Here is a 12,215-nt window from a genome sequence, read left to right on the forward strand (position 1 = left end):
TCTGGTTGCCTGGCTGGGCGCTGGGACTGTGCGCTATCGCAGGCGCGCTGCTCATCACCTTCATTCTGCTGCGCTTTGCCCGCCGCCATCTCTCAACCAGCCGTTTGCTGCTGGCGGGTGTTGCGCTCGGGATCATCTGTAGCGCCATCATGACCTGGGCGGTTTATTTCTCGACCTCCTTCGATTTGCGCCAGTTAATGTACTGGATGATGGGCGGCTTTGGCGGCGTTGACTGGCAACAGCTATGGTTGATGATTGCACTGATCCCGGTCATGGTGTGGGTCAGCGCACAATCACAGCCGCTAAATTTACTGGCGCTGGGGGAAGTCTCTGCACGGCAACTGGGGCTGCCACTGTGGCTGTGGCGCAAGCTGCTGGTCGTCGCTACCGGCTGGCTGGTGGGCGTCAGCGTCGCGCTGGCGGGTGCCATTGGTTTTATCGGTCTGGTCATTCCGCACATCCTGCGACTATGCGGTCTGACTGATCACCGGGTGCTGTTGCCAGGTTGCGTGCTGGCCGGGGGAAGTGTGTTACTACTGGCGGATGTGATTGCGCGCCTGGCGCTTTCTGCCGCTGAGCTGCCCATCGGCGTGGTCACCGCCACGCTGGGCGCGCCGGTCTTTATCTGGTTACTCTTAAAATCGGGTCGTTAAGAACCACAGACAATGAGGATGCTATGCAAAACGATATTCTGAACACCGAAGTTACCACCATCGATGGCGAGAAAACCACGCTCGAAAACTGGCGCGGAAAGGTTCTGCTGATCGTCAACGTCGCGTCAAAATGTGGCTTAACGCCACAGTATGAGCAACTGGAGGCTATCCAGAAGCAATTTCAGGACCAAGGCTTCAGCGTGCTGGGTTTCCCTTGCAATCAATTTCTGGGGCAGGAGCCGGGCAGTGAAGAGGAGATCAAAACTTTTTGTTCGACGACCTACGGCGTGACGTTCCCGATGCTGAGCAAGGGTGACGTTAACGGCGAACATCGTCACCCGCTGTACCAGAAACTGGTCAGCGCCGCTCCCACGGCAGTCGCGCCGCAGGGGAGTGGCTTTTACGAACGCATGGCCAGCAAAGGGCGTGCACCGCTCTATCCGGATGATATTCTGTGGAATTTCGAGAAATTCCTCGTGGGGCGTGACGGGCAGGTGATCCAGCGTTTTTCGCCGGATATGACCCCGGACGATCCCACACTGACCGATGCAATCAAACAGGCGCTGGCGAGTTAATGTCGCTCCTGATGCAGCTGCATCATGTCGAGGAAGCGGCTCGCCTTGGGCCGTTTTCTGCCGACGTGCAGTGTGGCGAGATCCTGCATCTTGTCGGGCCAAACGGTGCAGGGAAAAGCACGCTCCTGACGCGAATGGCCGGGTTGAGTACCGGCAAAGGTCAGATTATTTTTAATGACCGCGCACTCGCGAGTTGGTCCGAAACCGAACTGGCGCACCATCGTGCATATCTCACACAGCAGCAGACACCGCCTTTTGCGATTCCGGTCTGGCAGTATCTGATGCTCCATCAACATGACAAATCGCAGAGTGTGCTGCTGAATAAAATGGCCAATGCGTTGGGGCTGACGTCAAAACTGGGGCGCCAGACCAACCAGCTTTCCGGCGGCGAATGGCAACGCGTACGCCTGGCGGCCGTTATGCTGCAGATCCATCCGGAAGGCAACCCCCATGGGCAGCTTTTACTGCTTGATGAGCCGATGAACAGCCTTGATGTGGCGCAGCAGGCGGCACTGGATGGCATGCTGAATCAGCTTTGCGCGGCAGGAATTACGGTAGTGATGAGCAGTCACGATCTTAATTATTCGCTGCGTAATGCCCATCGGGTCTGGTTAATGCGTGATGGGAAACTTATTGCCAGCGGGAAAAAAGAAGAGGTATTAACGCCGGAACATCTTTACCAGGCCTGGCAAATGCATTTTAAGCGACTGGACATTTCCGGACATCAGATTCTGGTTTCAGCACAGCCCCACGAAAGGCCGCTTGCCAGTTAATCATTAAGCACGCTAAATTATTATTAAAATAAAAGACAGAGGAACCGCGAGCATGCGTTTCTGGTTTATTTTGCTGGTGGCATTCATTCTTGCAGGATGCAGTAGTCATCGTGCGCCACCGCCAAATCCCCGGCTTTCTGATTCGATTGCCGTCATTGCGGGCCTGAATGATCAGTTACAGAACTGGCGGGGAACGCCATATCGCTATGGCGGCATGAATCGCCGGGGCATTGATTGCTCCGGGTTTGTGGTCATGACATTTCGCGACCAGTTCGAAATGCAGTTGCCGCGTGAAACTCGTCAACAGGCGAATGTGGGAACGGAAATAGACAAAGATCAACTGTTGCCTGGCGACCTGGTATTCTTTAAAACCGGCTCTGGCGCTAATGGCCTGCACGTCGGCATTTATGATACCGACAACACCTTTATTCATGCTTCGACGAGTCAGGGGGTTACGCGCTCCTCACTGGATAATGTCTACTGGCGGAAAAATTTCTGGCAGGCCCGACGAATTTGATCATGGCAAAAGGAGGGGCCTCGGGTCCCTTTTTTGTTATCGATAGAAAACATTAATATAACATTTTTGCTTTATTATCTTCAGCAATGATTTGCATTAAGTAAAATGGCTGATTGTCTAAACATGCAGGTATGCATTACAATATAATAAACATTTTTTGTCTCAGGGATATCGTTATTCTAAAAAGGAACGGATGAAATTATTTATAATAAAATCAATCAGCTCGCGTTGCTTTCGTCGTTACATCAGGTTGCCGGGAATGGTCCTTGTTGAGGGGCAGATGCAATGATTGTCTCGCTGGATAACGCCTGTCGCCCGGAATGTTTATTTCTCCCGGCCAGAAACAATGCCGACAAACTCATCGGTCTTGAAATCATTGCCAACTTTGTCGGCATGGGGTCGGGTGTTCGGACGCCAACGGAACTCGTCAGGCGGTACATGACGCCTGATGAAGAGTTATCATTATTTAATGAAAAACTCGCATTGCTTGAAACCTGCCAGCTCTTTTTTATTCAGCATCATTTGCTGGCCTGGATAAATATATCCCCGGTCATTGTACAGGCGTTGTTAACGCAAACCGCGTTAATCGAAAGCGTTAGACGATTCCCGTTTCTCGAATTTACCATTAATGAAAATTACCCCGGTTTAAATACGCTGAATGCGCATCATGCATTAATGATCCTCGCAAAACGGTTTAATCTGGTGCTGGCAAATTTTGGTGCGGGAGACGCGTCAACAAAAGCTATTTTTGCTGGCATTTTTTCTCGTATTACTATCGATAAAACCTTCGTTCAGCGTCGTGTACTTTCTCCTTCATTTGAACCATTTATGCGTGCGATTGTGGCTCAGGTACTGCCGCATTGCGCCACTATGATGATCGCGGGAATTGACAACGAAGAGACGCGGAGGCGCGTTAAGCCGTTTGGTTTCAGCGCCATGCAGGGAGCACTGTGGCCTGCTGTCACGGCGGAACGTGTGACGACCCTGGTACAGGGATAACCCTGCAAACCTCCCGTGTTTGTCCTGTGCAGAAGGCACTACACTAGAGACAGGAGGAACCATGACCCTGTCTTTTACATCTCACTGGCGCGATGAGCTGCCGGGATTCTACACCGCACTGCAACCCACACCGTTAGAGAATGCCAGACTGATCTGGCATAACGCGCCACTGGCTGAAAAACTGGGCGTTGAGTCCTCCCTGTTTCAGCCAGAACAGGGAGCAGGTGTCTGGGGCGGCGAAACATTGTTGCCCGGTATGGCACCGCTGGCGCAAGTGTACAGTGGACATCAGTTTGGCGTCTGGGCGGGTCAACTCGGCGACGGACGCGGAATTCTGTTGGGCGAGCAACAATTGCCTGATGGTCAGCGCTACGACTGGCACCTGAAAGGCGCAGGACTGACGCCATACTCGCGCATGGGCGATGGTCGCGCGGTGCTGCGTTCTACAATCCGCGAAAGCCTGGCGTCCGAAGCAATGCACGGACTCGGTATTCCTGGCACGCGGGCGCTGTCGATGGTGACCAGCGACACGCCTGTCCGTCGTGAGACGCTGGAGCAGGGCGCGATGCTAATGCGCATCGCGGAAAGCCATGTGCGCTTCGGTCACTTTGAACACTTTTACTACCGTCGCGAGCCGGAAAAGGTGCGCCAACTGGCGGATTATGTGATTCGTCATCACTGGCCACACCTGGAAAATGAGAGTGAGAAGTATATTTTCTGGTTTCGTGACGTTGTCACGCGAACAGCAACCCTGATTGCGCGCTGGCAGACGGTTGGTTTTGCGCATGGGGTAATGAATACCGACAACATGTCGATCCTCGGTCTGACGCTGGATTACGGTCCATACGGTTTCCTCGATGATTATCAGCCAGGGTTTATCTGCAATCACTCTGACCATCAGGGGCGCTACAGCTTTGATAATCAGCCAGCTGTCGGATTGTGGAATCTGCAACGGCTGGCGCAGACGCTGTCGCCATTCATCACCGCAGACGCCCTTAACGAGGCGCTGGACACGTATCAGCTTGCGCTGTTTCGCGAGTACGGACTGCGGATGCGCCGCAAACTCGGTTTTTATACCGAACAACAGGGCGATAATGACATGCTGAATGCGTTGTTTGCGCTGATGGCGCGGGAAGGCAGCGATTTTACCCGCACTTTCCGCATGCTCAGCCAGACGGAACAGCACAGTGCGGCGTCGCCGTTGCGCGATGAGTTTATCGATCGTGGTGCGTTTGACCGCTGGTTTCAGACCTATCGCCAGCGCCTGCAGCAGGAGCAGATCGCTGACGACGAGCGTCAGCGGCGAATGCAGGCAGTGAATCCGGCGATGGTACTACGTAACTGGCTGGCACAGCGTGCTATTGAACAGGCGCAACGTGGCGATATGCAGGAACTGACGCGTCTGCACGAGGCGCTGCGTCAGCCGTTTGTCGACCGGGATGATGATTATGTCAGCCGTCCACCAGACTGGGGGAGAAGGCTGGAAGTGAGCTGCTCAAGTTAAACCGTTATTTCGTCAGGATCAATTTCCCGGCGTGGGTCTGACGAAGCAGGTATTCATGGCCGTTGTGTTCGATCAACACGCGGCCTTCCTGACCTAACAGCATCTGACTGCTGATGCGGCGATCGGTGGGCACAGGATAAGGGTTGTTCTCTTTCGGTTTATCCTGTTCGCTGGAGCTGTCCATAGGCATAGTGCTGTTTTTAAACAACTATCAATGTAACAATGATAATCATTATCAATAATACATTCGCCCACAGCAAGCGTTATTTATGAAAAAGAGGTAAAGATACCCGCCGCAGTGATAGCGGCGGGTGTTTTATCAGAAACGAGTGGCGACAGCGGCAGCCAGTTTATCCAGCAACACTTCGCTATCTTCCCAGCTCAGGCAAGGGTCGGTTATCGATTGTCCATATGCCAGTGGCTGGCCGGCAACGATTTTCTGGGTACCTTCACGCAGAAAACTCTCTGCCATGACACCCGCAATGGCCGTTGAACCATTACGAATTTGCGCGCAAACGTCATCACAGACGTCCAGTTGACGACGGTGTTGTTTCTGGCAATTGCCATGGCTGAAATCGACCACCAGATGTTCCGGCAGATCAAACTCATGCAGCGTATCGCAGGCTGCGGCAATGTCTTCGGCAAAATAGTTCGGTTTTTTCCCGCCGCGCATGATGATATGCCCGTATGGGTTGCCGCTGGTCTGGTAGATCGTCATCTGGCCGTTTTTATCCGGCGACAGGAACATATGGCTGGCACGTGACGCACGAATAGCGTCTACTGCAATACGGGTGTTGCCATCTGTCCCGTTTTTAAAGCCAACCGGACAGGAGAGCGCCGAGGCCATTTCCCGATGGATCTGGCTTTCCGTGGTACGTGCACCAATCGCCCCCCAACTGATGAGATCGGCGATAAACTGGCCGGTCACCATATCGAGAAACTCCGTGGCTGTCGGCACGCCGAGTTCATTTACCTGCAACAGCAGCTTACGCGCCAGTTCGATACCATGATTCACGCGATAGCTGCCATTAAGATCCGGGTCGGAGATCAAACCTTTCCAGCCAACAACGGTACGCGGTTTTTCAAAATAGGTGCGCATCACGATTTCAAGGTGCGCCTGATGCTTATCACGTAACGTCGCAAGGCGACGCGCATAATCCATGGCAGCATCCAGATCGTGAATGGAGCAGGGGCCAATAACCACCAGCAGGCGGCTGTCTTCACCATTAAGGATTTTCTCGATGCGACGGCGTGACTGGATCACATGTTCCGCAACGGCAGGCGAAACGGGGTATTGCTGCGCCAGTTGCGCGGGTGTGACCAGACTGTCCATCCGCGCGGTACGCAATTCATCAGTTTTATTCATTGGGTGTCTCAGAAATTGTTTGCTTCATCGGCAGAAATACCGGAAGTGATGCACATCACGATAAACCAATCCTGACTGAATTCAAGCCTGGCCGTGAGGTACATGCAATCACGGTATGTATCTTACACGATGACGCTACATTGTACTAGTTTATTAGTACATTCTGCGGCTGAGTCCCATCAGGTCCATTATTTTGGTGGCAATCTCTTCTACCGAGTAGTTGGTACTGTTGAGGTAAGGGATCTGATTTTTACGGTACAGCGCCTCGACTTCTGACACTTCCATGCGGCACTGACGCAGCGACGCGTAACGGCTGTTTTCCCGCCGTTCTTCACGGATGGCTGCCAGGCGCTCCGGGTTAATCGTCAGGCCAAACATTTTATGTTGTAAGGGTTTCAGAGTGGCGGGCAGAACCAGATTGTCCATATCATCGGCAATAAACGGGTAGTTTGCCGCGCGGATACCAAACTGCATCGCCAGATAGAGGCTGGTCGGGGTTTTCCCGCAGCGCGATACGCCTAACAGGATAACCTGCGCCTGATCGAGATTGCGCAGTGAAATGCCGTCATCGTGCGCAAGTGTGTAGTCAATAGCAGCGATTCGCGCATCATATTTGGTCAGATTACCAGGCGTCAGTCCATGGGTTCGGTGAGCTACTGGAGTTGGATCCAGTTTCATTTCTTGCTGGAGCGGAGCGACCAGTGCCTGCACGATATCCTGACAAAATCCCTCGCTTTGCAGAATAATGTGGCGAATTTCTGGAATCACGATGGAATAAAAGACCAGTGGACGGACACCGGTTTGCTGGTATATGGCATCAATCTGCTCTTTAACCGCTCTGGCGCGGCTTTCGCTCTCAACAAACGGCAGGGTGATACTATTGATGGTGACCGGGAACTGCGACATTACCGCATGACCAAGCACTTCCGCCGTGATGGCTGTTCCATCAGAAATATAAAATACATGGCGATCTACAGCATTTTCCATTTTGACCATCCGGTATACTCTGCTTAATTACCTGAAAGAGTAATTTAAATTTAATCATAACGCAGCGTCATTTTCCTCATTTAAGAGTGAAACACTATTTTTATTTTTAATGAAAAGTGTGGTTCATTTTTAAAATATTCTTCCTTATACTGTGATTTTGTGTGGGAGTGCTGTTAAATCAGCAGGTTATCTCATTTCGCGGAGTTGTCTGAAAATTTAAAAATTTAAATTGCTTGAACGATTCACCGTTTTTATCAGCGGCATAATTATGCGAGGATAATTCGCGTCGCCAGTGCATGACTGGCACCCGTTCTTAAATCACAAAAGGATTGTTTCGATGTCCAACAATGGCTCGTCACCGCTGGTGCTTTGGTACAACCAACTCGGCATGAATGATGTAGACAGAGTTGGGGGCAAAAATGCCTCCCTGGGTGAAATGATTACAAATCTGTCCGGTCTGGGCGTTTCAGTGCCTAACGGATTTGCGACCACTGCAGATGCTTTTAATCAGTTTCTCGACCAGAGCGGAGTCAACCAGCGCATTTACCAGCTGCTGGATGAAACCGATATTGATGACGTAACCGCGCTGGCGAAAGCCGGAGCGCAGATCCGCCAGTGGATCATCGACACACCCTTCCAGAGCGAACTGGAAACCGCCATCCGCGAAGCCTATGAGCAACTCTCTGCCGATGATGCAGACGCCTCCTTTGCCGTACGCTCTTCCGCCACTGCAGAAGATATGCCGGATGCTTCCTTCGCCGGGCAACAAGAAACTTTCCTCAACGTACAGGGCTTTGACGCCGTGCTGGTGGCGGTGAAGCACGTTTTTGCGTCGCTGTTTAACGACCGCGCCATCTCTTATCGTGTGCATCAGGGCTACGATCACCGTGGCGTCGCGCTGTCGGCTGGTGTGCAGCGCATGGTCCGCTCTGATCTCGCGTCGTCAGGCGTGATGTTCTCCATCGATACCGAATCTGGTTTCGATCAGGTTGTGTTCATCACCTCGGCCTGGGGGCTGGGCGAAATGGTCGTGCAGGGTGCGGTGAACCCGGATGAGTTTTACGTTCATAAACCGACCCTGGCGGCGAATCGCCCGGCTATCGTACGTCGTACCATGGGCTCGAAAAAGATCCGCATGGTCTATGCGCCGACGCAGGAGCATGGCAAGCAGGTGCGCATTGAAGATGTTCCGCAGGAGCAGCGCGATGTTTTCTCACTGACCAACGAAGAAGTGCAGGCGCTGGCGAAACAAGCAATTCAGATTGAAAAACACTATGGCCGCCCGATGGATATCGAGTGGGCAAAAGATGGGCACACCGGCAAGCTGTTTATCGTTCAGGCACGTCCTGAAACGGTGCGATCACGCGGCCAGGTGATGGAGCGTTACACGCTTCACGCGCAGGGCAAGATTATCGCCGAAGGGCGCGCTATCGGGCATCGTATCGGTGCTGGTGAAGTGAAGGTCATTCACGATATCAGTGAAATGAATCGTATCCAGCCGGGTGACGTACTGGTCACCGACATGACTGACCCGGACTGGGAACCGATCATGAAAAAAGCGGCGGCGATTGTGACAAACCGGGGCGGTCGTACCTGTCATGCGGCAATTATCGCCCGTGAGCTGGGTATTCCGGCAGTCGTCGGCTGTGGCGATGCCACCGAACGCATGAAGGATGGTGAGAAGGTCACCGTCTCCTGCGCTGAAGGTGATACCGGCTATGTATATGCCGAATTACTCGATTTCAGCGTGAAAAGCTCCAGCGTGGATACCATGCCGGATCTACCGCTGAAAATTATGATGAACGTCGGTAACCCGGATCGCGCGTTTGATTTTGCTTGTCTGCCGAATGAAGGCGTAGGGCTGGCGCGTCTTGAATTCATCATCAACCGGATGATTGGCGTTCACCCGCGTGCATTGCTGGAATTCGATGACCAGGAACCTGCGCTGCAGAACGAAATCCGCGAGATGATGAAAGGCTACGATTCACCGAAAGAGTTTTACGTCGGGCGTCTGACGGAAGGGATTGCCACGCTGGGTGCGGCGTTTTATCCGAAGCGCGTCATCGTTCGCCTCTCTGACTTTAAATCCAACGAATACGCTAACCTGGTGGGCGGCGAGCGTTACGAACCTGACGAAGAAAACCCGATGCTGGGCTTCCGTGGTGCCGGACGTTATGTCTCTGACAGTTTCCGCGATTGCTTTGCGCTGGAGTGTGAAGCGGTGAAACGTGTGCGCAATGACATGGGTTTAACCAACGTCGAAATCATGATCCCGTTCGTGCGTACCGTAGCGCAGGCCAAAGCGGTAGTCGATGAGCTGGCGCGTCAGGGCCTGAAGCGCGGCGAGAACGGGCTAAAAGTGATTATGATGTGCGAAATCCCGTCCAACGCGTTGCTCGCAGAGCAGTTCCTTGAGCATTTTGATGGCTTCTCCATAGGCTCTAACGACATGACGCAGTTGACGTTGGGTCTGGATCGCGATTCCGGTGTGGTCTCTGAACTGTTCGATGAGCGTAATGATGCGGTGAAAGCGCTGCTGTCAATGGCGATTCGCACAGCGAAGCAGCAGGGCAAATACGTTGGTATCTGCGGTCAGGGCCCGTCCGACCACGAAGACTTCGCCGCCTGGCTGATGGAAGAGGGGATCGACAGCCTGTCGCTCAACCCGGACACCGTCGTGCAGACCTGGCTGAGTCTGGCAGAACTCAATAAATAGCAGTCTTGCTGAAATAAAAAATCCCTGGTTGAGAGACCGGGGATTTTTTATTAGATATTACCTTACGCTATTTTCATTGTAGATTATCGCCGTCAATCTCAATACTTACAGTACGACTTCTGATGTCGAAGCCTGGTTTCAACCCAAAGTAAGAAAACCTCTCCAGAAACGTTTCCAAAGAATCTTGCCGGGGGAACGGACCCGGAGCGTCTAAAATAGAAAGGAGTAGCGCATTCCGCTCTAATGCCGCAAACCAATCGTCATCAACAACCGTATACTCCAGAGTACTAATGCTATAATGATGCTTTCCGGGCATAAAGAAATAAAAATGATTGAGCGGTACGGTGTATGAATAGCGACGCTTTGCTGGAATTAATTGCCATGAGTCTTTACTGCCATCTGTATCAAAACGGCATTTGTAGCCATGATAATCTAATATTGTATTCTCAGATGTAATTTGAAACATGTCTCCACACATTTGGGCAGGCAATTCATCTGTTGGTGATGTTCGTAGTGGTATATAGTAATCTTTTTGGCTATTATTGATGATGTTTATTTTTGCCAGTATATCTTGCGAAGAATGTTCAATTGTTAAAGATAAGTTTATACTATTCACACGTTGGTTTTTAACACTTTCGGGTTGGCTAATTCTTTGTAAGGTGTAAGTGTATCCAATTTTATTGATGCGATAATCATTTCTTAGTTGCAATTGATAATGCTTGGGTTGTTGTTTTTCGAAATTAATACTTCGTGACTTACCATAAGCATATCTTAATATCTTAAGATACTCCTCGGCCTGGCCGTAATGAGGTATCATGAGACATATAAAACATATCACTATAGATTGATAAGTATGCCCTGGAAAAAGAATTTTAAGCCCTGGCGGTAAAAGCACAGTCGTCATGATGGTGATTTCTCGAAGTACATTTCTATGTTATAAGAGTTGAGGAAAAGCTGCGGATCTTTTTTGTCTCGCATTTTAATCGCGATCTCTCGCGGTTTTTTATTGCCAGTGATGTCATCGGTGCTCATACCACCTGCATCGACTTCACCCACATATCTCACAAAATGTGATAGTTCATGACAGAGTGTACATGCCTGAGAATCAATCCCATATAAAGGAGCGTTAACAAACTTCTGTCCAATATCTATTTTTAATGTTGTGCTATATTTACTGATATCTAACGCGATTGTTTGTGTCTCAGATACTTTCGCATAGTAATTGCCGCAATCAGTCAAGTTATTGAAATTATCAATAGACAAGCTATTGCATAATAATTGCAATCTTCTTATTCCATCCTTCATTAGATCCTTAGCTTTTTTCTTCTCCATCCCCTTTGTAATAGAGGGTGAGGAATAGACATCATCTACAATTTCATTTCCGTCGAAGCCAAAGATTTTTCTAAATTCATCCTGCTCCTTCTTGGTCCATAAACTTAAATCATTTGCTCGCATTGCCAGTACTATTTTTTGAGCCCTATGCGCTTCTAACATCATTTTTTTAAAGCGATCTGTTACCTGAACCTTTTTAACACACGCTGCTCCCTTTCTTGTCGTACTCACGGAAGAACCTTTCCTGTTATTCATATACCCCTCCCCATAACATATCTATGTTCTGGCTGAGCAATCGGACTTCAATATCCTGCTCATCCTCAGTATTAAATACTTCGGTGAAACCTTCTTCGTCAGTAATGTCTTCTCTTTTTGTTTTATCAGAATATAATGCTGTGTATTTCGTGAGAGCATAAGGAACTCCATTGTCATCAGTGAAATGAAATTGCAAGTTGTATTTTCCTGATTCGTCCTCATCATCAGCCTTATCCTCTTCTCCTGAATCATTACCGTCTCCGGATCCACCATCGTTTTCACTGTCGCTCTGCGGCTTATTCGAATCAGAGGCATTATCTTCCTCTTTTTCTGCCGTCAGCGCGGTCAGTGATAACGGCTGAACCGCTGTCCCCGGACTCCCTCCGCTGTTCAGGTTGATGAGCGGCCCGCTGATATCCACCCCGCCCGGGTGTATCACGATGAACGAACTTCCCGACTGCAGGGTAATCTGACTGTTACTGCTCAGCACAATGTCACCCTGCACACTGAACCCCAGCGCGCCGGACACCTTCTGTGC

12 protein-coding genes and 1 pseudogene are annotated in these 12,215 nt (G+C 50.8%); 7 read left to right on the forward strand and 6 right to left on the reverse strand.

Translation table 11 applies throughout. From position 1 onward, the window contains the following. The 6 genes from btuC to selO all read left to right on the forward strand — a co-directional run. Positions 1 to 653: vitamin B12 ABC transporter permease BtuC (gene btuC, locus GTGU_RS02045; protein ID WP_038153879.1), on the forward strand; the 653-nt coding region annotated here is incomplete at its 5' end. Between the two features lie 23 nt (positions 654 to 676). Further along, positions 677 to 1,228 carry a glutathione peroxidase gene (locus GTGU_RS02050; protein ID WP_038153881.1) on the forward strand — a complete coding sequence of 184 codons (552 nt, stop codon included), beginning with the start codon at positions 677 to 679 and terminating at the stop codon, positions 1,226 to 1,228. Further along, positions 1,228 to 2,001, forward strand: coding sequence for a vitamin B12 ABC transporter ATP-binding protein BtuD (btuD, locus tag GTGU_RS02055; protein ID WP_038153883.1), 774 nt, complete (start codon positions 1,228 to 1,230; stop codon positions 1,999 to 2,001). The genes GTGU_RS02050 and btuD overlap by 1 nt, the downstream gene beginning before the upstream one ends. A 52-nt stretch (positions 2,002 to 2,053) precedes the next feature. Then, positions 2,054 to 2,518 carry a C40 family peptidase gene (locus GTGU_RS02060; RefSeq protein WP_038153885.1) on the forward strand — a complete coding sequence of 155 codons (465 nt, stop codon included), beginning with the start codon at positions 2,054 to 2,056 and terminating at the stop codon, positions 2,516 to 2,518. Between the two features lie 285 nt (positions 2,519 to 2,803). Further along, positions 2,804 to 3,517 carry an EAL domain-containing protein gene (locus tag GTGU_RS02065; RefSeq protein WP_038153887.1) on the forward strand — a complete coding sequence of 238 codons (714 nt, stop codon included), beginning with the start codon at positions 2,804 to 2,806 and terminating at the stop codon, positions 3,515 to 3,517. Between the two features lie 61 nt (positions 3,518 to 3,578). After that, positions 3,579 to 5,021, forward strand: coding sequence for a protein adenylyltransferase SelO (gene selO, locus GTGU_RS02070; RefSeq protein WP_038153889.1), 1,443 nt, complete (start codon positions 3,579 to 3,581; stop codon positions 5,019 to 5,021). Between the two features lie 4 nt (positions 5,022 to 5,025). Here selO and hemP read toward each other — a convergent pair whose 3' ends face one another. The 3 genes from hemP to ppsR form a co-directional block, all read right to left on the reverse strand. Continuing rightward, complete coding sequence (gene hemP / locus GTGU_RS02075) at positions 5,026 to 5,205, reverse strand: hemin uptake protein HemP (RefSeq protein ID WP_038153890.1); 180 nt, start codon at positions 5,203 to 5,205, stop codon at positions 5,026 to 5,028. A 135-nt stretch (positions 5,206 to 5,340) separates the two neighbouring features. After that, complete coding sequence (gene aroH / locus GTGU_RS02080) at positions 5,341 to 6,387, reverse strand: 3-deoxy-7-phosphoheptulonate synthase AroH (protein WP_038153892.1); 1,047 nt, start codon at positions 6,385 to 6,387, stop codon at positions 5,341 to 5,343. 153 nt (positions 6,388 to 6,540) lie between these two features. Then, positions 6,541 to 7,374 carry a posphoenolpyruvate synthetase regulatory kinase/phosphorylase PpsR gene (gene ppsR, locus GTGU_RS02085; RefSeq protein WP_038153894.1) on the reverse strand — a complete coding sequence of 278 codons (834 nt, stop codon included), beginning with the start codon at positions 7,372 to 7,374 and terminating at the stop codon, positions 6,541 to 6,543. Between the two features lie 337 nt (positions 7,375 to 7,711). Here ppsR and ppsA point away from each other — a divergent pair, with 337 nt between their 5' ends. Beyond that, positions 7,712 to 10,090 carry a phosphoenolpyruvate synthase gene (ppsA, locus tag GTGU_RS02090; protein WP_038153895.1) on the forward strand — a complete coding sequence of 793 codons (2,379 nt, stop codon included), beginning with the start codon at positions 7,712 to 7,714 and terminating at the stop codon, positions 10,088 to 10,090. Between the two features lie 73 nt (positions 10,091 to 10,163). Here the strand turns inward: ppsA and GTGU_RS23915 are convergent, their stop codons facing one another. The 3 genes and pseudogenes from GTGU_RS23915 to GTGU_RS02105 all read right to left on the reverse strand — a co-directional run. Next, the gene (locus GTGU_RS23915; RefSeq protein ID WP_051857277.1) at positions 10,164 to 10,994 is read right to left on the reverse strand and encodes a hypothetical protein; all 831 of its coding nucleotides are present in this window, start codon (positions 10,992 to 10,994) and stop codon (positions 10,164 to 10,166) included. Then, a complete protein-coding gene (locus GTGU_RS23920; RefSeq protein ID WP_051857278.1) occupies positions 10,991 to 11,677 on the reverse strand; it encodes a M35 family metalloendopeptidase in 687 nt (228 codons plus the stop codon). The genes GTGU_RS23915 and GTGU_RS23920 overlap by 4 nt, the downstream gene beginning before the upstream one ends. Then, positions 11,670 to 12,215, reverse strand: a pseudogene (locus GTGU_RS02105) (DUF2345 domain-containing protein); the annotation flags it as partial. The gene GTGU_RS23920 and the pseudogene GTGU_RS02105, both read right to left, overlap by 8 nt.

It is taken from the genome of Trabulsiella guamensis ATCC 49490, from assembly GCF_000734965.1.
Lineage (GTDB): Bacteria > Pseudomonadota > Gammaproteobacteria > Enterobacterales > Enterobacteriaceae > Trabulsiella > Trabulsiella guamensis.

Coding starts and splice junctions, on each gene's coding strand:
- GTGU_RS02050 (WP_038153881.1), top strand. CDS start 677: ATGCAAAACGATATTCTGAACACCGAAGTTACCACCATCGATGGCGAG.
- btuD (WP_038153883.1), top strand. CDS start 1,228: ATGTCGCTCCTGATGCAGCTGCATCATGTCGAGGAAGCGGCTCGCCTT.
- GTGU_RS02060 (WP_038153885.1), top strand. CDS start 2,054: ATGCGTTTCTGGTTTATTTTGCTGGTGGCATTCATTCTTGCAGGATGC.
- GTGU_RS02065 (WP_038153887.1), top strand. CDS start 2,804: ATGATTGTCTCGCTGGATAACGCCTGTCGCCCGGAATGTTTATTTCTC.
- selO (WP_038153889.1), top strand. CDS start 3,579: ATGACCCTGTCTTTTACATCTCACTGGCGCGATGAGCTGCCGGGATTC.
- hemP (WP_038153890.1), bottom strand. CDS start 5,205: ATGGACAGCTCCAGCGAACAGGATAAACCGAAAGAGAACAACCCTTAT.
- aroH (WP_038153892.1), bottom strand. CDS start 6,387: ATGAATAAAACTGATGAATTGCGTACCGCGCGGATGGACAGTCTGGTC.
- ppsR (WP_038153894.1), bottom strand. CDS start 7,374: ATGGAAAATGCTGTAGATCGCCATGTATTTTATATTTCTGATGGAACA.
- ppsA (WP_038153895.1), top strand. CDS start 7,712: ATGTCCAACAATGGCTCGTCACCGCTGGTGCTTTGGTACAACCAACTC.
- GTGU_RS23915 (WP_051857277.1), bottom strand. CDS start 10,994: ATGACGACTGTGCTTTTACCGCCAGGGCTTAAAATTCTTTTTCCAGGG.
- GTGU_RS23920 (WP_051857278.1), bottom strand. CDS start 11,677: ATGAATAACAGGAAAGGTTCTTCCGTGAGTACGACAAGAAAGGGAGCA.